Origin of the sequence: Oceanisphaera sp., assembly GCF_048268965.1 — a bacterium.
GTDB lineage: Bacteria > Pseudomonadota > Gammaproteobacteria > Enterobacterales > Aeromonadaceae > Oceanimonas.
In genome coordinates, this window is sequence record NZ_JBLWUK010000043.1 from 1 (window position 1) to 20958 (window position 20958).

Genomic DNA, 20958 nt, shown 5'->3' on the forward strand with positions numbered 1-20958 from the left:
CTCACGCCTCACGCCTCACGCCTCACGCCTCACGCCTCACGCCTCACGCCTCACGCCTCACGCCTCACGCCTCACGTTGTTTTCCCCACTTTTCGGATCAGCCACAGCACCGGCAGGCCGATGGCGGCGGTGCCAATGAAGAAGGGGGCATAGCCAAACGCATCTACTGCGATACCGGAAAATCCCGCCAGAAACTTGGGCAACAACATCATTACCGAGCTGAACAACGCATACTGGGTGGCAGAAAAAGCCACGTTGGTCAGGCTGGACAGATAGGTAATAAAGGCTGCCGTCGCAATGCCGGCACTCAGGTTATCGAGCGAGATAATCAGGGTGAGCAAGCGCACATCTGGGCCAAACTGGGTCATCAGGGCAAACATCAGGTTGGTGCTGGCCGCCAGCACGGCGCCCAGCATCAGGATGCGCAAGGTACCGAAACGGCTGACCAGAATGCCCCCCAGAGCCGCGCCCACCAACGTCATGATCACGCCATACACCTTGGTGACGGTGGCAATCTGTGACTTGCTGAATCCCATGTCTACATAAAAGGGATTGGCCATGACGCCCATCACCACATCCGAGACACGATAGCAGGCAATCAGTGCCAGAATAATCAGCGCCTGTTTACCAAAACGCTGAAAAAACTCGGCAAAGGGGGCCACCACGGCACTGCGTATAAAGGCCGCCAGACCGGCCAGCAGACGAGGATATCCCCGATCGATAAGTTGCTGGCGATGCTCGGCCTGTTCACTTTCTTGCTGGCGCAAGTCGACGTCGGGCTCGTGCAGCAGCAGGCAGGTAATGACGCCGACCAGCATAAAGCCCGCCATGCACAAGTAAGCCGTTTGCCAGCCCACAGGGTCGTAGCCCAGATCGGATCCCGCCCAGGCAGCGATGGCCAGGGCGCCGGCCCCCGCCAGGATCATGGCCAGCCGGTAGCCGGTCATGTAGGCTGCGGCCAGCGCCCCTTGCAGACGCTCGGGGGCGGCTTCAATACGGTAGGCATCAATCACGATATCCTGGGTGGCCGAGGCAAAGGCCACCGCCAGCGCAAACAAGGCTAAATGGACGATTTGCGTGTTGGGGTCGGAATAAGCCATGCCGACCAGTGCCGCCATGATAATCAGCTGTGAAAACAGCATCCAGCTGCGCCGCCGACCCATTAACCGCGACAAACCGGGCAAGGGCAGGCGATCGACCAGGGGCGACCAGAGCCACTTTACGCCATAGGCCAGGGCCACCCAGCTGAAAAAGCCGATACTGGTGCGACTGATGCCTGCCTCGCGCAGCCAGAACGACAGGGTGCCGAATACCAGCAAGATGGGCAAACCGGAAGAAAACCCCAAGGCAAACAGGGTGAGCACCCGGCGTTCGGCATACAGCGCCAGAAGTTGAGACCAGCTGCGCTTGGGCTCCTGGGTGGCGTGTGACACCTTAGTGCCTGGTCTGGTCGTCATTCAGGCGCCTAACCTGCTGCAACACTATGTCTTGCTGTGGTACGTCTCGCGCGCGCAACGTCAGGTTCATGCCGGTGTCTACCCCGGCCATTTTTGCCAACACGGCGTCGCCCGCAATCACCTTGCCAAATACCGTATAACCGGCCTTGCGACCACCGTTGAGCGACGGGTTATCGTTCAGGTTGATATAAAACTGGCGGGTGGCACTGTTCGGATCCTGAGTGCGCGCCATGGCGAGGGTGCCGGTCAGGTTATCCAGGCCGTTGTTGGACTCGTTGACGACGGGAGCGTAAGTAGGCAGGCGGTTATAGTCGGCATCAAAGCCGCCGCCCTGTACCACAAACCCCGGGATCAGACGGTGAAAAATGCTGCCGTCATAGCTGCCGTCATCGACGTAGCGTAAAAAGTTGGCCACGGTGGCCGGCGCGGCGCTGTCGTTCAACTCGACTTCCAGGGTGCCCATATTGGTCACCAGCTCGACTCTTGGGCCGGCCAGGGCCGCGGTAGCGGCCATTAATCCGGCAAGCAGGATGAAGGCGCGCTTCATGACTGGCCACCGATAAACTGCTGTACATCAGCGTCGGCCAGCATGTCCTTGACCATCAGGCTAAGCTGCTCGTTCAGGGCGTCTTTTACCTTGTCCAGCTCCGGGTGCAGGCGACCAGGGAACTCGGCCTGGGCACTGCGGCGATATTGTTTGGTAATGGTGCGGCCATCGCGCGTGAGCGTCAGCTGCATGCGCAGTTGCTGCACCACGTCGTAACTGATGTGACCGCGGATCACCCGGGCCAGTACTTCCTGCAGCTCCAGCGAGACCTGGGTGGGCGCGCCGTTTTCAACGAAGGCACCCTGATTGCTCAGGCCCTGGGCCAGCGCCTGCTCCATTTGTACTCTGATATTGTTGCTGGCGCCCACGACCACGGGAGCCTTGTTGTTCTGCTCAATCTGAATCACGTAATCGTTTTTGCGGCTGTCCTGGCTGCTCAGGGCTATGGCCTGGCCGCGGTAAACACCACCTTTGGTATCCACCGTCGGCGCCACATCAACGGCGATGGGGTAGTAACTGGCACAGGCAGTCAGGCTCAGGGCCAGCATACCGGTCATTAACCATTTAACGGGTTTCATAATAGCTTCCTTAAGAGGTTTTAATGGCCTTGAAAATAACGAATTTATGATTGGATGCCACCACCGTTTGATTACCGAACAGACGCTTTAACTTGATATGGTAATCAAGGTGGCGGTTGGCGACCACCCACAATTCGCCGTCAGGGCTGAGCGCGCGCTTGGCATCAACAAACATTTGCCACGCAATATGGTCGGTAATGGCCTGCTGCTGATGAAAAGGCGGGTTGCACAGTATCAGCTCGGCGCTGTTAACGGCGGCGCCATCAAGACAATTATTGACCACAAAGCGGGCACGAGCGGTGTTAGAGGGCAAGTTATGGCTGACCGTCAGTTCGGCACTGGCAATGGCCATGTAAGACTCATCGACAAAGGTCACGGTCGCCTCAGGGTTTTGCACCAGGGCCATCAGGCCCAGCACACCATTGCCGCAGCCCAGATCCACTATGTTCCCGGTGCGCTGGCTCGGCAGGTGTTGCAGCATAAAGCGGGCACCAATGTCGAGGTTGGCACGGGAGAAGACGTTGGCATGGTTATAAATGCTGAAGTCCGTGCCCTCTAGCGGCCAGGACAGGGGCAAGGGGAGCTCGCTGGCCGGTTTGTTTACATCGCGTTTACTGAACACCAGGCGTGCTTTTTTCCAGGCCAGGCTGGTTCGGGTGTCACCAATATAGCGCTCAAACAGCTTGAGGGTTGAGCTGTGAATGTCCTTGGCTTTGGCTGCGGCAATAAACAGCGTCTCGGGCCCCATAATCTGGCTGAGATAGGCCAGCTGATATTCCAGCATGGCATTGGTTCTGGGTAACTTCATCAGTACCAGGCCAGGGGCCTGTTCAGTCCAGGGAGCCAGACTGGTCAGTGACTGCCCGGCTGGTTCCAGCTGATTATCCTGGGCATTGGCGGCCAGTGCGAGTTCACTGATGCGCGAATCTGTCATGCTGATGGGCTTATGGTGATGCAGAGCCAGGGTAAGGGCGCCAAAGGCATCGTTTACAATCAGCAGCGGGGCGTCTGTATCCCAGCCATGATTTTGCAGTTCGTTGATCAGATATTCATCGGCCGCTTCCCATGCTTGCAGGCCATGCTGGGCTGAGCGAGGATAACGGCGTAGCAGTAGTTCACCGCCTTGAGGCAGGGGGAAATGGTGATTCATGACGGCTTTACTCAATAGAAAAAAAGCATTTTAACAGTTAACGGAGGAAAAGCAGCATGCAGCTATGGACTGACCCTCCGCAATGGCTGGCGCTTAACCAGGGGCGCTTGCTGTGGTGGCCCACCGCCTTTGCAGAAGAAGCCGATAGCTGGCAACAACGGCTTGCCGCGGAGGTCCCCTGGCAGCAGCATCGGCTGACCCTGTTTGGCCGTGAGCGGGATGAACCCAGGCTGTCTTGCTGGATGGGGGAGGGCGGCTATCGCTATTCTGGCAAGACCAGACTGCCTGTGCCCTGGCATCCCTTGGTGCGCGATATTGCCGACCGGGTAGGGGCCATCTGCGAGCAGTCATTCAATGGGGTGTTACTGAATTTATATCGTCACGGCCAGGACAGCATGGGCTGGCATGCGGATAATGAGGCGGTACTGGGCGTTAACCCCATGATTGCCTCGGTGAGTCTGGGGGCCAGCCGTCGTTTCGTACTGCGTCATTCAAGTGGCGAGCGTCGGCAGTTAATGCTGAGTCATGGCAGTTTGTTGGTGATGGCCGGCGAAATGCAGCATCATTGGCAGCATGCCTTGCCGAAAATGGCGGCTAGCGAGGGGGCGCGTATCAACCTGACCTTTCGCTTGTTGAAGCACTCACAGCCATAAAATTGTTCCGAGGTTCACTCGGTCTTCACTTATTGATATTTACCCAGGAGTAAATCATGTCGATACAGGCTCAAATCGAGCAGAAAGTGCAGGCGGCGCTGGCGCCCACGCACCTGGAAGTAATTAACGAAAGCTATATGCATCGCGTGCAACCCGGCTCTGAAACCCACTTTAAACTGGTGGTGGTCAGCGAGCAGTTTGACGGACAGCGGCCGTTGGCACGACATAGAAAGATCAATGCGCTGCTCGCCGACGAACTGGCCGGTGGCGTACATGCCCTGGCCTTGCACACCCTGACGCCTGCCGAATGGCAAGCGCGCAACGGGGTGCTCGACAGCCCGGCCTGCCGTGGTCAGGGTGGGTGATAGATTAACCTGGCGTGTCTTCGCATGAGAATTGCACTGGCGGTGGTCTGTGGGGAGCGAAGAGCTGCCCATATGGGACTAAAGGCTAATAAATGACCCAATATCATGGCCTTATTCTTGCCTGGTTATTGTTTGTACAACATGGATTTATGTAAAGAGGCGGTAAATGTTGGTAATTGCCATGGCAGCCACCGCGTGAAAAGTGCTAGTATTATGCGCCTTTAATTTCGGGCTGGATGTTACCGGACTGTGGTCAGGCTGTTGATGACATGATAGTGGACAGACCGGTAGCGACTCATCAGCATGTTGTCATGTCAGACATGGCAAGTACCTGTCTTCCCCTAACAAGTAGTGCAAGTGAGTATGATTACAATTAAAAAAGGACTGGACCTTCCGATAACTGGGGTCCCAGAGCAAGTAATCTACGATGGTCCTGCCATCAAGCGCGTTGCTACGCTAGGCGAGGAGTTTGTGGGCATGCGCCCTACCATGCACGTCAAGGTAGAGGATCGTGTCAAAAAAGGTCAGGTTATCTTCGTTGATAAGAAGAATCCTGGCGTTAAATTCACAGCTCCCGCCGCCGGCACCGTGGTTGAAATCAACCGTGGTGCAAAGCGCGTACTGCAATCAGTAGTAATTGCGGTTGATGACAGCGAAGATCAGATTACTTTTTCAAAATACGCTTCTGCTGAACTCTCTAAACTGGAACGTGATACCGTTCGCGATCAGCTGGTTGAATCCGGCCTGTGGACGGCGCTGCGCACTCGCCCCTTTAGCAAGGTGCCGGCTGTCGATTCCACGCCTCGCTCCATCTTTGTGACTGCCATGGACTCTAATCCGCTGAGTGCCAATGCCGAACTGATCATCAAGGAACATGCCCAGGCATTTACCGATGGTCTGCAGGTATTAAGCCGGCTGACCGAGGGTCAGGTGCACGTATGTAAGGGTGAAGGCAGCCTGCCTCAGGCGCAGGGCAGCAATATCAAAGAACACGTCTTTACCGGCGTACACCCAGCGGGTTTGCCCGGCACCCACATTCACTTTATCGATCCTATCGTTCCCGGCAAGGTGGTGTGGCACATCAACTACCAGGATGTGATTGCGTTCGGCAAGCTGTTTACCACGGGTGAACTGTTTACCGATCGTGTGGTCGCCCTGGGTGGCCCTGTGGTGCAGAAGCCCCGCTTGCTGCGCACCCGCATTGGTGCCTCTCTGGATGCGCTGACTGCTGGTGAGCTGCAAGACGGCGAGAACCGCGTTATTTCCGGTTCCGTACTGTACGGTACTGCGGCCAGCGGCCCCCATGCCTATCTGGGTCGTTATCACCTGCAGGTGTCGGTATTGGCCGAAGGTCGTGAAAAAGAATTCATGGGCTGGCTGGCGCCGGGTACCAGCAAGTTCTCGGTGACCCGTGCTTATCTCAGCCACCTGACCAAGGGCAAGTTGTTTGACTTGACCACGACCACGAATGGTTCACCACGAGCGATGGTGCCAATTGGCAACTACGAGCGCGTTATGCCGCTGGATATACTGCCAACTCTGCTGTTGCGTGACCTGTTGTCTAATGATACCGAAAGTGCAGAAACCTTGGGTTGCATGGAACTGGATGAAGAAGATCTGGCACTGTGTACCTATGTGTGTCCGGGCAAGTACGATTATGGCAAGGCCCTGCGTCAGTGTCTGACCACGATTGAGTTAGAGGGCTAAGTAATGAGCTTGAAACACACTCTGGAAAAGCTCGAACACCATTTCGAGCCGGGTGGGAAATACGAAAAGTTTTACGCCCTGTATGAAGCGGTAGCCACCGTGCTCTATACCCCGGGCATGGTGACACGCAATGCCTCTCATGTGCGCGACAGCATCGACTTGAAGCGCATCATGATCATGGTATGGATGGCTACCTTCCCCGCCATGTTCTTTGGTATGTACAACTCGGGCGGGCAAACCATCAGTGCCCTGATGAACATGTACAGCCCGGCAGAACTGGCATCCGTTATCGATGGCAACTGGCGTTATGGCCTGGCACAAAGTTTAGGGGCAACCCTGGGCGAAGGTGCCGGCTGGGGCAGCAAGATGCTGCTTGGCGCAACCTACTTCCTGCCTATCTACCTGACGGTATTCCTGGTCGGTGGTTTCTGGGAAGTGCTGTTTGCCAGTGTACGCAAGCACGAAGTGAACGAAGGTTTCTTCGTGACCTCTGTGCTGTTCGCGCTGATAGTGCCGTCGACGCTGCCGTTATGGCAAGCGGCGCTGGGTATCACTTTCGGTGTGGTGGTCGCCAAGGAAATCTTTGGCGGTACCGGCAAAAACTTCCTGAACCCGGCGTTGGCCGGTCGTGCCTTCCTGTTCTTTGCCTATCCGGCCGAGATCTCGGGTGACACCGTCTGGACCGCCGTTGACGGCTTCTCTGGCGCTACCGCACTGGGCCAATGGGCCGCAGGTGGTCAGGCAGCCTTGATGGATGCCAACAGCGGGACACTGATCAGCTGGATGGATGCCTTTATTGGTAACATTCAGGGCTCGATTGGTGAAGTGTCGACTCTGGCTATCCTGATTGGCGGCCTGTTCATCATTTATCTGGGCATTGCCTCCTGGCGCATAGTGGCCGGTGTGATGATCGGCATGATTGCCACGGCGACGCTGTTCAACTTCATTGGCTCCGACACCAACGCCATGTTCAGCATGCCCTGGCACTGGCACCTGGTGCTGGGTGGTTTTGCCTTCGGCATGATGTTCATGGCAACCGACCCGGTATCCGCTTCCTTTACCAATAAAGGCAAGTGGTGGTACGGCGCACTGATCGGCGTCATGGTGGTCTTGATCCGTGTGGTCAACCCCGCTTTCCCCGAGGGCATGATGCTGGCTATCTTGTTCGCCAACCTGTTCGCTCCCTTGTTTGACCACTTTGTGGTGCAGGCTAACATCAAACGGAGACTGGCTCGTGGCTAAGAAAGAATCTGTCGGCAGAACATTTGCCGTAATCGGCGTTTTATGTCTGGTGTGTTCGGTCGTGGTATCTGGTGCAGCCGTGCTGCTCAAGCCCACCCAGCAACGTAACCAGGCACTGGACGTACAAACCAATATCGTTTCCGTGGCCGGTTTGGGCCGTGAAGACGTGGCCGAAACCTATGACCGCTTCATTGAAGCGCGCTTACTGGACCTGAACACCGACGAGTTTTCGGATCAATCGGTACAGGGCTATAACCAGCGCGCAGCTGCCAAAGACCCGAACGCAAGCATCCGGCTTGACGCCAGCGAAGATCCTTCGGGTATTCGCCGCCGCGCCAACCTGGTGCCGGTATACATGGCCAAAGACGAAGACGGCAACCTGGACAGCATCATACTGCCTGTTCATGGCCAGGGTCTGTGGTCAACCATGTATGCTTTCGTAGCGGTAGCACCCGATGGTAATACCATCAAGGGCATTACCTACTATGAGCACGGTGAAACCCCAGGCTTGGGTGGTGAAGTGGAAAACCCCAGCTGGCGTGCCCAGTTTGTGGGTAAGAAGCTGTTTGACGAAAATGGCAAGCCTGCTCTTAAAGTCGTGAAAGGCGGTGCACCGGCTGATGCGCCTTCCAGCGTAGATGCCTTGTCTGGTGCCACCTTAACTTCTAATGGTGTGCAATATACCTTTGAATTCTGGTTCGGTGAGCAGGGCTATGGTCCTTTCCTGGCCAAGGTTCGTAAAGGAGAGCTGAACAATGGCTGATAAAGCTGAAATGAAAAAGGTTCTGTTTAGTCCCATCATAGGCAACAACCCCATTGCGCTGCAGGTGCTGGGTATTTGTTCTGCCCTGGCGGTGACGACACAGATGCAGACCGCCTTCGTTATGACGTTGGCTGTTGTTGCGGTAACCGCGTTTTCCAACCTGTTTATCTCGCTGGTACGGAATCAGATCCCCAACTCGGTGCGAATTATCGCCCAGATGGCCATTATTGCCTCGCTGGTAATCGTGGTGGATCAGATCCTGAAAGCCTACGCCTACGAGATCTCCAAGCAGCTGTCGGTATTTGTTGGTCTGATCATCACCAACTGTATCGTAATGGGTCGCGCCGAAGCCTATGCCATGAAGAGCCCGCCCATGATGTCCTTCCTGGACGGTATTGGTAACGGCATGGGTTACGGTTTGATCCTGCTGGTGGTGGCGACCGTTCGTGAACTGTTCGGTTCCGGTACCTGGTTTGGCATCGAGATCCTGCCGTTGATTAAAAATGGTGGTTGGTATCAGGCCAACGGTCTGCTGCTGTTGCCCCCGAGTGCCTTCTTCATCATAGGTGGCATTATCTGGGTATTGCGTACCATGCGCCCGGATCAGGTAGAGGCGAAGGAGTAAGAGATGGAACATTTTATAAGTTTGTTTGTTCGTGCCGTCTTTATCGAAAACCTGGCGCTGGCCTTCTTCCTGGGCATGTGTACCTTTTTGGCGGTGTCCAAGAAAATCAAGACCTCGTTCGGTCTGGGTGTTGCGGTTGTGGTGGTACTGACGATTGCAGTACCGGTCAACAACCTGATCTATAACTTCATCCTCAAAGACGGTGCCCTGGTTGACGGGGTGGATCTGAGCTTTCTGAACTTCATTACCTTTATCGGGGTAATTGCGGCTCTGGTGCAGATCCTGGAGATGACCCTGGACAAGTTTTTTCCTGCACTGTACAACGCGCTGGGTATCTTCCTGCCGTTGATTACCGTGAACTGCGCCATTTTCGGTGGTGTGTCGTTCATGGTACAGCGGGACTACAACTTCGCCGAGTCCATCGTATACGGCTTTGGCTCCGGCATTGGCTGGATGCTGGCAATCGTATTGCTAGCCGGCCTGCGTGAGAAAATGAAGTATTCAGATGTACCTGACGGTCTGCGTGGCTTGGGAATTACCTTTGTCTCTGCCGGTCTGATGGCGCTAGGCTTCATGTCTTTCTCTGGCATATCCCTGTAAAACCCGGTGATAGAAAAGGAATAATCGATGGAAATCATTCTAGGCGTGGTCATGTTCACCGTGATCGTGCTGGTCCTGGTAGGCATTATCCTGTTTGCCAAGTCCAAGCTGGTCGCGGAAGGGGATGTGACTATCAGCATCAACGACGATCCCGACAAGGCGATTACTACGGGTGCCAGCGGCAAGCTGCTGGGCGCGTTGGCCGCTAACGGTATCTTCGTATCTTCTGCTTGTGGCGGTGGCGGTACTTGCGGCCAGTGTCGTGTACGTGTTCTGGACGGTGGCGGCGAAATTCTGCCCACCGAGCTGGATCATATCTCCAAGGGCGAAGCGCGCCATGGCGAGCGTTTGTCTTGTCAGGTCAACGTCAAGCAGGACATGAAAATTGAACTGCCGGAAGAAGTGTTTGGCATCAAGAAGTGGGAGTGTGAAGTGTTGTCCAACGACAGCAAAGCCACTTTCATCAAAGAGCTGAAACTGAAAATTCCGAACGGCGAAAGTGTTCCCTTCCGGGCGGGTGGTTATATTCAGATTGAAGCGCCACCGCATCACGTCAAGTACAAAGACTTTGATGTACCCGAAAAATACCGGGAAGACTGGGACAAGTTCAAGATCTTCGAGTTGGAGTCCAAGGTAGACGAGGAAACCATCCGCGCCTACTCCATGGCCAACTACCCGGAAGAAGAAGGCATTATCCTGCTCAACGTGCGGATTGCGACCCCGCCGCCACGTAACTGGAGCGCGCCTCCGGGCAAGATGTCTTCCTATATCTGGTCGTTGAAGCCGGGTGATAAAGCCACTATTTCCGGTCCTTTCGGTGAGTTCTTCGCCAAGGATACCGATGCAGAAATGGTGTTTGTGGGCGGTGGTGCCGGTATGGCGCCTATGCGTTCGCATATTTTCGACCAGCTCAAGCGGTTGGATTCCAAGCGCAAGATCAGCTTCTGGTACGGTGCTCGTTCTCGTCGTGAAATGTTCTATGTTGAAGATTTCGACGGCCTGCAGGAAGAGCATGACAACTTCCAGTGGCATGTGGCCCTCAGTGACTCACTGCCGGAAGACGAGTGGACCGGTTACACCGGCTTTATCCACAACGTCCTGTATGAAAACTATCTGAAGGATCACGAAGCGCCTGAAGATTGTGAGTACTACATGTGTGGTCCACCGGTAATGAACGCAGCCGTTATCAATATGCTCAAAGAGCTGGGCGTAGAAGAAGACAACATTCTGCTGGATGACTTTGGTGGTTAAACCCAGATGAGTTCTTATGTAACTAAATGGCTGGCCCCTTTGGGGCTGGCCTTTTTATTGGTCGCGTGCAAGCCGGCCGATACTCCCGAGCCCCTGGCTACCCCGGTGCAACATCTGACCGGTAATACCATGGGCACTTATTATTCCATTAAAATCACCGATCTCGACGAGGGCAGGGCGCAAGAGCTGCAACAGGAAATAGATCGCCGCCTGGAGTTGGTGAACGAACAAATGTCGACCTATCGGCCGGACTCCGAGCTGAGTCGCTTTAACCAGTTTGATGACGGTGGCCGTTTCCCGGTGTCTGCGGATACCGCCAAGGTGGTGACTGCCGCTTTGCAACTGGGGAAACTGACCGAGAGCAAGCTGGATGTGACCGTGGGGCCGCTGGTTAACTTATGGGGCTTTGGCCCGGATGCCAGACCGAGCCGGATCCCCAGCGAGCAGCAGTTAAGCCAGGTGAAAGCCCGTACCGGGCTGTCGTTCTTGAGTGTCGAGTACGATCTGGAAGGTGCGTATCTGCACAAGCAGATACCGGATCTTTATGTCGACTTGTCGTCCATTGCCAAAGGGTTTGGCGTGGATGTGGTGGCAGAGTATCTGTCGGCACAGGGGCTCAACGACTATCTGGTGGAAATTGGCGGTGAGCTGCGTTTGAGCGGCGTGAACGGCCACGGTAAACCCTGGACGATAGCGGTGGAAAAGCCGGGTAATGGCACAGGTGCCATACAGCAGGTGGTAGTGCCGGGCAATAACAGCGTGGCCACCTCGGGTGATTACCGTAATTATTACGAACTGGATGGCCGGCGGTTATCGCACACCATAGACCCTGAGACGGGCCAGCCGATCAAGCATGCGTTGGCATCGGTGACAGTGATCCATCCCTCCTGTATGATTGCAGACGGGTTAGCCACGGCGCTAACCGTGATGGGGCCGGAGCAAGCCCTTGCCTTTGCCGAGCAACACGAGCTGGCGGTGTATCTGCTAACCAAAACGGAAGATGGCTTTAGAGTAGATATGACCCGTGCCTTCAAGAAGTATTCAAGAGGTTGATATGCTGTATTTTCTGGTAACGTTTGCGGTCTTTGCCCTGGTCATTTTTGCGATGGCCATCGGCTATATAGTGCAGCGCAAGACCATAGCCGGCTCCTGTGGCGGCCTGGGTGGCGTGGGCATAGAAAAAGCCTGTGATTGCCCCGATCCTTGTGCCAGTCGCAAGAAAAAGCTCGCCAAGGAAGAAGCTCGTCGTCAGATGCTGGAAGAAAACCGCATCATTTAAGGTTGGTGAAAGGTAATGAGTAAAGGGTGAGGTGTAACCGATAAAGTGCCAAGCTCTCGGCACCGTCTGTTAACAAGGGCGGTGTTTTACTCTTCATCCTTTACACTTCACTCCTCACAGTCTGTTATTGATGCGTAAAATCATTCATGTCGACATGGACTGCTTTTATGCCGCGGTGGAAATGCGTGAGCACCCCGAGTGGCGTGATATTCCCCTGGCCATTGGTGGCAGTGCCAGCCGACGTGGCGTGATCGCGACCTGTAATTACCCTGCTCGTGCCTTTGGCATTCACTCGGCCATGTCCAGTCATCAGGCGCTGCAACGCTGTCCGCACCTGTTGCTGGTGCCGGGCAATATGGCGACCTACAAGGCGGTGTCGCAGCAGATACGCGAGATCCTCCACCGCTATACCGATCTGGTGGAACCCCTTTCTCTCGATGAAGCCTATCTGGATGTCACTGACAGCCCCTGGTTTGCCGGCAGTGCGACCCGCATAGCCCAGCATATACGCCAGACCATCAGCGAAGAGTTACAGCTGACGGCATCGGCCGGCGTCGCCCCCAATAAGTTTCTCGCAAAAATTGCTTCCGATGAAAACAAGCCCGATGGACTCTTTGTGCTGCCGCCAGCGGCGGTCGCCGACTTCGTGCGCGACTTGCCGCTGGCCAAGCTGCCCGGAGTCGGGCACAAGACGGCGCAAAAGCTGAGCAACCTGGGGCTGACCCATTGCGGCCAGCTGGCCGGGGTGGGGGAGGCCGAACTGGTGCGCCGCTTTGGCAAGTTTGGTGCATCTTTATGGCAGCGTGCCCAGGGGATTGACGAGCGTGAGGTGCAGCCCCATCGCATACGGAAATCCGTGGGCGTAGAAACCACACTGGTCACCGATATTCAGCGGGTTGAACAGGGCATAGAAGTACTGTCTGGTTTATGGCCCGAGTTGGTCAAAAGGCTCAATGACAGAGCCATCAAGGGACTCTGTATCAAGCTCAAGTTTGATGACTTTACCCAGACCACGCTTTCTCGGCGCTGCAGTCTGCTTGATGCCGCCCTGGCCGAGCAGTTGTGTAGCGAAGCCTGGCACCGCGCCAATGGACGGGGCGTACGACTGGTCGGCGTCAGTGTCGAGCTGGATCATGACTCGGAGGACGAAGCCGTTCACAGCGAACAGCTGAGCTTTGACTGGTGATCAGGTGAAGTATTACAAAGCCGCGTCTTGCAAGGCAGCAGGCTGCTAAACCACGGGGAGTCTGAAGGCCAGGGCTAGGTGTCGTGCTCTGCCTTGTTGTCGGTTGGCTCTGAGCTTGTCGTTTTTTGTGATGCTATTTGTTGTGATTCAAGCTGGCTTGTTTCATCACCGTGAGCGATGGCTTCCTTGCCCATGACTGCTTTTTTATCCGTAATCGGGTCGGCCGTTGCGGCACCGAGATAACCCGCGCTCAGTGCAAGAAACAGGGCAATTGAAGGGGATTTCATGTTTGCTCCTATATTATTCTATTACTGATGTTTAATTAGCCTAACAGCTTGGTTGGCAATATTAAACCCTGAAATATTAAGGTTTAATGACGAAAATAGTACAAGGCGTGAATGGTGAGGGGAAAAGGGTGGGCAGATAAACAGCCAAGTCTCAGCTAATTCTTGCAAAGGGTTAAGTGCGAAGGCGAAGCCAGCAGGGACGGTGTTTGGCCCCTCCCGCTTCACTATTCACACCTCACCTATAACGTCTACTTCAGGTGATCTTCTTCCACAAACTGCCAGCCATGATTGGCTGCAGGCGAGGCGGGCTGCATGGCCGGTGTTTCGGCTATTATAGCCTGGTTATGGCGATTGGCTTGCCCGGTATTGATGTTTGATCCCGGCGACTCCAGCGCCGGATAGTCTCGTCCGTCATCCGGGTTGGCCCTGACCGTGGCCGACGTTTCGTGACGGCGATCATACTGAATGCCGGGCGCCAGCTTGCGCGTTTCATCCAGCACTTCGCGACCAAAGTTGATTATGCCGCTGAAAATATTATCGGCCATGGCCGGTGCCGCCAACAGCGACAGGAACAGGCAAGTATAGGCAGGCTTGAAAGAGAAGATTTTCATGGCAGAAACCTCGAATGGGAATGGGTGAAATCATAAGCTAAAAGCCGCGGCTTTAACACTCGATAATCACCCATTTGGTCGGGCTCTGACGTGATATAACAGCGCCAGGACCAACACAGAGGGGGGGCTATGTTTTGTATAAAGAGGACTCGACCAAAATGGTGACCCAGCCTAAAAGCGGTCGAATGAATTCGACCCTACCACCCGCTTTGACAGCTTCTGGCCTGTGAATGTTAGCTGCCTACAGCACAAAGGCCATGAAGAGGCGGCTGGGAGAGCCTCAGCCGACCATCACATGACAGGGACGTCATGTGCTGAGCGCCACAGGGAGGTGCTTGAAGCGTGTCGGAGGAGGTTACCCAGCTGTCTCTGAACGCTGAACAGAGTTGTGCCTAAGGGGCTTACCGCCTCTCGCTATGCTGAGTCCGTTATGCTTCCGGGATCTGGCGTAATACCCGCACCAATAATTGCCAGAAACGCGATACGGCTTCAATGTGCACCCGCTCGTCCGGTGAGTGGGCGCCCTGAATCGTCGGACCGAACGACACCATATCCCAATCCGGGTAGGTCGCCTTGAACAGGCCGCATTCCAGCCCCGCGTGAATGACCTTGACGTCCGGCACCACGCCAAACAGCTCTTTATGGGTATTCAGTAACAGCTGCATCACCTTGGAGTCGGGATCCGGCTGCCAGCCAGGGTAGGCACCGTCGAACTGACAATGAGCGCCGGCCAGACGAAAAACGGCAGCGGTCATGGCGGCCACCCGATCCCGGCCGGCATCGCTCAGTGAGCGGATCAGACACTGCACATGAATATGCTCGGGCTCGGTACCAATGACGCCCAGGTTGGTCGAACTTTGTACCACACCTTCCATGTCGCGGCTCATGGCCATTACACCGTGGGGGCAGGCCAGCAGGGCGGCACTGAGCTTTTGCTGCAGGCTGCTGCTCATTACGCGGGTGGGCAATTCGGCTGGCACCAGCTCCAGGGTGATAAAATCATCGATGCCGTTAAACTCTTGCTGGTACTGTAGCTGACGCCGTGCCACCAGCTCGGTGAGCACGCCTACCGCGTCGGCTGGCAAGGTAAGCAGGGCACTGGCTTCCCGGGCGATGGCGTTGCGCAGGGTGCCGCCACTGACCTCGGACAGGCGAATCATCTGCTGCTCGGCAACATCACTCAGCAACTCGGCCAGCAACTTGTTGGCACTGGCTCGCCCCTGATGAATATTAATGCCGGAGTGGCCACCCCGTAAGCCTTTAACATTCAAGCGCATCGCCTGATGCTGAGCAGGCACGGATTCAGCCTGGTAGGGCAGCGTAATATTGGCATCCACGCCACCGGCACAGCCCATGTAAACGTCGCCATCCTGCTCCGAGTCGGTATTCAACAAAATACTGCCTTGCAGCATGCCCGGCTCCAGGCCAAAGGCGCCTGTCATACCGCTTTCTTCATCTATGGTCAGCAGCACTTCCAAGGGGCCGTGTTGCACTTTTTCATCTGCCAACACGGCCAGGCAGCCGGCCAGGCCGATGCCATTATCGGCTCCCAGCGTCGTACCACGAGCCCGCACCCAGTCACCATCGATATAAGGCTGTATGGGATCGGTAGTAAAGTCGTGATCGGTGTCGGCATTGGCCTGAGGCACCATGTCCATGTGTGCCTGCAGGATCACCCCCTGGCGTTTTTCCATGCCCGGGGTGGCGGCCTTGCGGATAATGAGGTTACCCACTGTATCTTGCACCACGGTCAGCCCGCGATCCTGTGCCCAGTCGGTTATCCACTGGCGGACGGCAGCTTCATGCCCGGAAGGGTGCGGAATGCTGCACAAGGTGTCGAAAAACTGCCATAACAGGCGTGGAGAAAGCTGGCTAATTTCGGTCATCAATACATACCTTACCGTTAAAACGACATGCAGAAGGGGCCAGCTTACCGCCGACACTCCCCTGTTAACAACCCCCGGAGGGCGAACAAGTGTGCTGCTGGTGCCGGCCTGGTTATCATTGCAAATTAACATGCCCTGCAGAATGGAGCGGGCGTTTAATCTTGCTACCCAAGGGGCGGTTCTTGCGCTTTACCAGGTGCCTCAGCGCTAAATAGACGAAAGCAATCCAATAAAAAGCTGTAACTCTGGTCAAGAATGGGCGGGATCTCTATAATATGACCATTGTTTGCTCGCGATTGGCTAAGACGAGTCCATTGTGGCTATGTTTAAGTACAAAAAGCGGCAGCGGTGACCATCTTGTCTCGAAGCTAACACCCAAAGGTTCTTTTTATGTCCAATAAATTCGTCGTCACCTGGGACTCATTTCAGCGCGAAACGCGTAAACTGGCCGAGCGTCAGCTACCCGCCAGTCAGTGGAAAGGTATTATCGCTGTGAGCCGTGGTGGTCTGGTGCCTGCTGCCATTATGGCGCGCGAGCTGGGAATTCGTCATGTCGATACCCTGTGTATCTCCAGCTATGATCACAACCAGCAGCGTTCCGACTTGCAAGTACTCAAGCAGGCCAATGGTGATGGAGAAGGCTTCCTGATCGTGGACGATCTGGTGGACACGGGTAATACCGCTCGCGTGATTCGTGAAATGTACCCCAAAGGTAAGTTTATTACCGTCTTCGCCAAGCCCAAAGGCGAACCACTGGTCGATGATTTTGAAGTTCGTGTTGGCCAGGATACCTGGATAGAACAGCCCTGGGACATGGGCGTGGTCTTTGCCACTCCCCTGTGCGAACAGGAAAAGAGTGATCAAGAAAAAGCATAAGTCACCCGCTCAGACATAAAAAAGGCTCCTCTGGAGCCTTTTTTATGTCTGAAAAATGGCTGGAGCCAGGTATTCATGGGGATGGCTTCAAGAGGGGATGGTGCACTTTGTGCGGCTTCTTGCCTATCAGACTTCACAGCTCGCCAAAATATCGGTGTTTTTTCTATCAACTACCCTGAGCGGCCTTTACCCCCGAGCCAAAAAGCGTTACATATAGGCAAGTTAACACGGAGGTTGCATGTCTACAGATAAGGTTACTCATCGTAAATTAGTACGTAAGTTTACCGCCATAGGTCCGTATCTGCGGGAGCTTAAATCGAATGAATCACAGTATTTTTTTGATTGTCTGTCGGTGTGCGTGAGTGCGAAAGCAGAGCCACAAGCACGGGAGTTCTGGGGCTGGTGGCTAACGCTAAGCACCGAGGACGGGCAGAGCTTTGAATTTAATTATCAGCTTGGCTTTTTTGACGCCAAGGGCGATTGGCAAGAGCGGGCCTTGCCCAAAAAACATCAGGCAGAAGTAGCGCGTACCCTGCGTGATTTTTACGACAAGCTGGATGCCTGTCTGGAAGGCTTGTCACTCAGCGCTCGCCCATCACCTGCACTAGGAAAAGATCATCTGTTAAGTTTGGCCTAGTTTCATTATTGCTTGCAGTGATCACCGTGACTTCTGGTTCATGGCCTGGATGCGCCTCATTTTATTATCTTGCCGGCTCTGCCGGCATTGCTGTTAGTAAGGAGCCGTAAGGCGTTCCATGAAAGGCAAAACCATAGTGGTAAAACTGGGTACCAGTGTACTCACCGGCGGTACTCGTCATTTGGATCGTGCGCACATGGTCGAACTGGTGCGTCAATGTGCCAGCCTACACCGGGCTGGCCATCATATTATTGTGGTCACGTCGGCGGCGATTGCCGCAGGACGTGAGCATTTGAACTTTCCAACCCTGGCCAATACCATGGCCAACAAGCAAATGCTGGCCGCCGTGGGCCAGGCCCAACTGATCCAGACCTGGCAGTCGCTGTTCAATTTATATGGGCTGCATGTGGGGCAAATATTGCTCACACGCGCCGATCTGGAAGACAGGGAGCGTTATCTTAACGCTCGTGATACCCTGCGCGCCTTGCTGGATCAGCGGATTATTCCGGTGATCAACGAAAACGATGCGGTTGCCACCAACGAGATCAAGGTGGGGGATAATGATAACCTGTCGGCACGGGCGGCCATTCTGGCCGAGGCCGAGTTATTGATCCTGCTGACCGACCAAAAAGGGTTGTTTACCGCCGATCCACGCAACGACCCCAAGGCGCAACTGATTGAAGAAGTACAAACCATAGATGATACCCTGCGCAAGCTGGCCGGTGGCAGCATTGGTGGTTTGGGCACAGGTGGCATGGCCACCAAGCTGCAGGCGGCAGACGTCGCCCGTCGTGCCGGAATCGATGTCGTGATTGCCACCGGCCAGGTGCCGGAAGTCATCGGCCGCCTGGCGGATGGCGAGCGTATCGGTACCCGCTTTCCCGCGTTGGCTACCCCGCTGGAAAGCCGCAAGCGCTGGATTCTGGCCGGGCCGCCGCCGCACGGTGAAATTCATATCGATGCCGGCGCCGTCCAGGCGGTACATGAAAAGGGCTCGAGCCTGCTGCCCAAGGGGATAGTACGCATTGAAGGGCGTTTTCGCCGTGGCGAAGCGGTGCGCATCGTCAACCCGGAAGGGCGCGAGGTGGCTCGAGGTATTTGCCGTTACGATGCCCTCGACCTGAATCTTATCAAAGGACAGCATTCAGAGCAGATTGAGTCCTTGTTGGGGCATGGCTACGGCAGTGTAGCCATTCACCGCGACGACCTGGTGCTCTTGTAGGAGATAGTATGAACCTGGAACAGATGGGACAGGCGGCGCGCGATGCCGCTTACGTCCTGGCCGACAGCTCTACCCAAGTAAAAAATCAGGCGCTGCTGGTGATGGCAGATGCGCTGGAAGCCGCTGCCGAGCGTATTCTGGCCGCCAACCAGCAGGATCTGGACGCTGCCCGAGACAGTGGCATCAGCAAGTCTATGCTGGATCGGCTGATGCTGAACCCGGAGCGACTGGCCGCCATTGCCAACGACGTACGCAATGTGGTGTCACTGCCCGATCCGGTCGGCAGCGAGCTGGACAGCCGGGTGCTGGAAAATGGCATGCGGTTGTCGCGGCGGCGGGTGCCGCTGGGCGTAATTGGGGTGATTTATGAAGCACGCCCCAACGTGACCATCGATATTGCAGCCCTGTGCCTGAAAACCGGCAACGCCAGCATTTTGCGCGGCGGGCGGGAAACATTTAATACCAACCAGGAGTTGGTGAAAGTGATCCAGCAGGCGCTGGCGGCCAGCGGGCTGCCCGAAAGTGCGGTGCAATACATCAGCGAGCCCGGTCGAGAGTGGGTAAGCGGCTTATTGAAGCTGGATCAGTATGTCGACATGATCATTCCGCGTGGTGGCGCCAACCTGCACAAGTTATGCAAGGAGCAGGCGACCATACCGGTGATTATCGGCGGTTACGGCATCGGCCATATCTTTGTCGACGACAGTGCCGACTTGCTGCGCGCCATCGAGGTTATCGATAATGCCAAGACCCAGCGTCCCAGTGTGTGCAATACCATAGACACCTTGCTGGTGCACGAGGCCATAGCAGCCAACCTGTTGCCGTTAGTCAGTGAGCGGATGGCCAGCAAGGGCGTTGAGCTGGTGGCTGATGCCGATGCGCAGGCCTTGTTAAGTGCAGGCCCTGCCAAGGTGCGAGCGGCGGCAGAAGGCGATTTTGACACCGAGTGGCTGGGGCTGACCCTGGGCGTGAAGCTGGTGCCTAATGTGGATGCGGCACTGGCGCACTTACGCCGTCATAATGCCAGCCATTCCGATGCGATTCTTACCAATAGCATGGCGAGTGCCGAACGCTTTATCAATGGTGCCCCTTCGGCGGCGGTCTATGTGAATGCCTCTACGCGCTTTACCGACGGTGCCCAGTTTGGTCTGGGGGCCGAGGTGGCGGTATCGACTCAAAAACTGCACGCCCGCGGCCCCATGGGGCTGGAGGAGCTGACCAGTTACAAGTGGATAGGTCAGGCGGATTATTTGATCCGTCAGTAACGGTCAATGACAAACGGTTATGTAGACAAACAGGCGGCTTTGGCCGCCTATGCCTGTTGAAGAGAGGATATTATGCCATCCAAGCTGTTGGACGCCCTGCTGCTGGCCATGCCATTGCCGCCAGCTCTGGAATCCTGGCGGCAGCACCTCAAGAGCCAGCTGCCTTATCCGGTACAGGGCGCACAAACCTTGTTTATTGGCGACCCAACTTTGGTCATAGTGGCATTTCAGCACGACAAGGTTGAAGTACTTCTGCCTGCCATTCAGTGGCGACATCACGATATCCATACCGCCAAGCCCACCTCTCAGGGGGTTGTGGATGCGCGTAATGGTACCCTGGAACAGCTGCTGGCATTGGTAGAAAACACCATAGCTCTGCGTTTGAAGTCTTTTCGAGAATGCAGCTGCTGCGGTAAACGCAGCGCCCCCGAGGTGCTGGGCTCATTACAGGGCGAACCTGTCTGTCGCAATTGCATCAAAGGCCGGCGGGTGCTGTTTTAAGCGATTTCCTGGAACCTGAGATAGACAAAGGCCGCACTCATCACGAGCGCGGCCTTTTACTTGTACAAGCCCAAAGAGATTGTTGCCACGAAATACACGGAACAGCACGGAAAAATGAAGACCAGGAGCTACAAAGAGATTAATTACTAAGTAACAGGATTGGCGCTGGCGTCATTCCCACGCGCCCTCTCTTGTCATTCCCGCGAAGGCGCTGAGGGATCCCCAAAAAAATAGGCAGGCATGGTAGATTATCTCTTTTGTTAATCGCCA

The 20958-nt window shown here is 55.4% G+C and carries 23 protein-coding genes; 16 read left to right on the forward strand and 7 right to left on the reverse strand.

The window, feature by feature from the left end:
• Nucleotides 1–71 precede the first annotated feature (71 nt).
• The 4 genes from ACN0VL_RS14115 to ACN0VL_RS14130 are packed head-to-tail and all read right to left on the reverse strand — an operon-like array spanning nt 72 to nt 3732.
• Nucleotides 72–1457, reverse strand: coding sequence for an AmpG family muropeptide MFS transporter (locus tag ACN0VL_RS14115; protein ID WP_417618449.1), 1386 nt, complete (start codon nt 1455–1457; stop codon nt 72–74).
• Complete coding sequence (locus ACN0VL_RS14120) at nt 1435–2004, reverse strand: peptidylprolyl isomerase (RefSeq protein ID WP_417618451.1); 570 nt, start codon at nt 2002–2004, stop codon at nt 1435–1437. Before ACN0VL_RS14120 ends, ACN0VL_RS14115 begins: the two co-directional genes overlap by 23 nt.
• Nucleotides 2001–2582: a YajG family lipoprotein gene (locus tag ACN0VL_RS14125; RefSeq protein WP_417618453.1), complete on the reverse strand. Its 582-nt coding sequence runs from the start codon at nt 2580–2582 to the stop codon at nt 2001–2003. Before ACN0VL_RS14125 ends, ACN0VL_RS14120 begins: the two co-directional genes overlap by 4 nt.
• Before the next feature lie 10 nt (nt 2583–2592).
• Nucleotides 2593–3732 carry a methyltransferase gene (locus ACN0VL_RS14130; protein ID WP_417618455.1) on the reverse strand — a complete coding sequence of 380 codons (1140 nt, stop codon included), beginning with the start codon at nt 3730–3732 and terminating at the stop codon, nt 2593–2595.
• A 56-nt stretch (nt 3733–3788) separates the two neighbouring features.
• Here ACN0VL_RS14130 and ACN0VL_RS14135 point away from each other — a divergent pair, with 56 nt between their 5' ends.
• From ACN0VL_RS14135 to dinB, 11 genes are all read left to right on the forward strand, one after another.
• On the forward strand, nt 3789–4385 hold the full coding sequence (locus tag ACN0VL_RS14135; RefSeq protein WP_417618457.1) for an alpha-ketoglutarate-dependent dioxygenase AlkB family protein: 597 nt from the start codon (nt 3789–3791) through the stop codon (nt 4383–4385).
• A gap of 56 nt (nt 4386–4441) precedes the next feature.
• On the forward strand, nt 4442–4750 hold the full coding sequence (locus ACN0VL_RS14140) for a BolA family protein (protein WP_417618459.1): 309 nt from the start codon (nt 4442–4444) through the stop codon (nt 4748–4750).
• 363 nt (nt 4751–5113) lie between these two features.
• A complete protein-coding gene (locus ACN0VL_RS14145) occupies nt 5114–6457 on the forward strand; it encodes a Na(+)-translocating NADH-quinone reductase subunit A (RefSeq protein WP_417618461.1) in 1344 nt (447 codons plus the stop codon).
• 3 nt (nt 6458–6460) lie between these two features.
• Nucleotides 6461–7699, forward strand: a complete 1239-nt coding sequence (locus tag ACN0VL_RS14150) for an NADH:ubiquinone reductase (Na(+)-transporting) subunit B (RefSeq protein ID WP_417618462.1) — start codon at nt 6461–6463, stop codon at nt 7697–7699.
• A complete protein-coding gene (locus ACN0VL_RS14155) occupies nt 7692–8462 on the forward strand; it encodes a Na(+)-translocating NADH-quinone reductase subunit C (RefSeq protein ID WP_417618464.1) in 771 nt (256 codons plus the stop codon). Before ACN0VL_RS14150 ends, ACN0VL_RS14155 begins: the two co-directional genes overlap by 8 nt.
• Nucleotides 8455–9087, forward strand: coding sequence for an NADH:ubiquinone reductase (Na(+)-transporting) subunit D (locus ACN0VL_RS14160; RefSeq protein ID WP_417618465.1), 633 nt, complete (start codon nt 8455–8457; stop codon nt 9085–9087). The genes ACN0VL_RS14155 and ACN0VL_RS14160 overlap by 8 nt, the downstream gene beginning before the upstream one ends.
• Before the next feature lie 3 nt (nt 9088–9090).
• A complete protein-coding gene (gene nqrE / locus ACN0VL_RS14165; RefSeq protein WP_417618467.1) occupies nt 9091–9687 on the forward strand; it encodes an NADH:ubiquinone reductase (Na(+)-transporting) subunit E in 597 nt (198 codons plus the stop codon).
• A 27-nt stretch (nt 9688–9714) separates the two neighbouring features.
• On the forward strand, nt 9715–10938 hold the full coding sequence (gene nqrF / locus ACN0VL_RS14170) for an NADH:ubiquinone reductase (Na(+)-transporting) subunit F (RefSeq protein ID WP_417618469.1): 1224 nt from the start codon (nt 9715–9717) through the stop codon (nt 10936–10938).
• Nucleotides 10939–10944: 6 nt separating this feature from the next.
• Nucleotides 10945–11991, forward strand: a complete 1047-nt coding sequence (locus ACN0VL_RS14175) for an FAD:protein FMN transferase (RefSeq protein ID WP_417618471.1) — start codon at nt 10945–10947, stop codon at nt 11989–11991.
• Nucleotide 11992: 1 nt separating this feature from the next.
• Nucleotides 11993–12217, forward strand: a complete 225-nt coding sequence (gene nqrM, locus ACN0VL_RS14180) for a (Na+)-NQR maturation NqrM (RefSeq protein ID WP_417618473.1) — start codon at nt 11993–11995, stop codon at nt 12215–12217.
• 130 nt (nt 12218–12347) lie between these two features.
• Nucleotides 12348–13403: a DNA polymerase IV gene (gene dinB / locus ACN0VL_RS14185; RefSeq protein ID WP_417618475.1), complete on the forward strand. Its 1056-nt coding sequence runs from the start codon at nt 12348–12350 to the stop codon at nt 13401–13403.
• Between the two features lie 74 nt (nt 13404–13477).
• On the opposite strand, the gene ACN0VL_RS14190 is transcribed toward dinB, so the two are convergent.
• The 3 genes from ACN0VL_RS14190 to ACN0VL_RS14200 all read right to left on the reverse strand — a co-directional run bounded on the left by ACN0VL_RS14190 (nt 13478) and on the right by ACN0VL_RS14200 (nt 16187).
• Nucleotides 13478–13690, reverse strand: a complete 213-nt coding sequence (locus ACN0VL_RS14190) for a hypothetical protein (protein ID WP_417618477.1) — start codon at nt 13688–13690, stop codon at nt 13478–13480.
• Between the two features lie 248 nt (nt 13691–13938).
• A complete protein-coding gene (locus ACN0VL_RS14195; protein WP_417618479.1) occupies nt 13939–14301 on the reverse strand; it encodes a hypothetical protein in 363 nt (120 codons plus the stop codon).
• A gap of 428 nt (nt 14302–14729) precedes the next feature.
• Nucleotides 14730–16187, reverse strand: a complete 1458-nt coding sequence (locus tag ACN0VL_RS14200; protein WP_417618481.1) for an aminoacyl-histidine dipeptidase — start codon at nt 16185–16187, stop codon at nt 14730–14732.
• Between the two features lie 390 nt (nt 16188–16577).
• On the opposite strand from ACN0VL_RS14200, the gene gpt reads away from it, so the two are divergent.
• The 5 genes from gpt (at nt 16578) to ACN0VL_RS14225 (ending at nt 20688) form a co-directional block, all read left to right on the forward strand.
• The gene (gpt, locus tag ACN0VL_RS14205) at nt 16578–17063 is read left to right on the forward strand and encodes a xanthine phosphoribosyltransferase (protein ID WP_417618483.1); all 486 of its coding nucleotides are present in this window, start codon (nt 16578–16580) and stop codon (nt 17061–17063) included.
• A 238-nt stretch (nt 17064–17301) separates the two neighbouring features.
• A complete protein-coding gene (gene crl / locus ACN0VL_RS14210) occupies nt 17302–17700 on the forward strand; it encodes a sigma factor-binding protein Crl (RefSeq protein ID WP_417618484.1) in 399 nt (132 codons plus the stop codon).
• A gap of 118 nt (nt 17701–17818) precedes the next feature.
• A complete protein-coding gene (gene proB, locus ACN0VL_RS14215; RefSeq protein WP_417618486.1) occupies nt 17819–18922 on the forward strand; it encodes a glutamate 5-kinase in 1104 nt (367 codons plus the stop codon).
• 8 nt (nt 18923–18930) lie between these two features.
• A complete protein-coding gene (locus ACN0VL_RS14220; RefSeq protein ID WP_417618488.1) occupies nt 18931–20187 on the forward strand; it encodes a glutamate-5-semialdehyde dehydrogenase in 1257 nt (418 codons plus the stop codon).
• 72 nt (nt 20188–20259) lie between these two features.
• A complete protein-coding gene (locus tag ACN0VL_RS14225; protein ID WP_417618490.1) occupies nt 20260–20688 on the forward strand; it encodes a hypothetical protein in 429 nt (142 codons plus the stop codon).
• Nucleotides 20689–20958 lie beyond the last annotated feature (270 nt).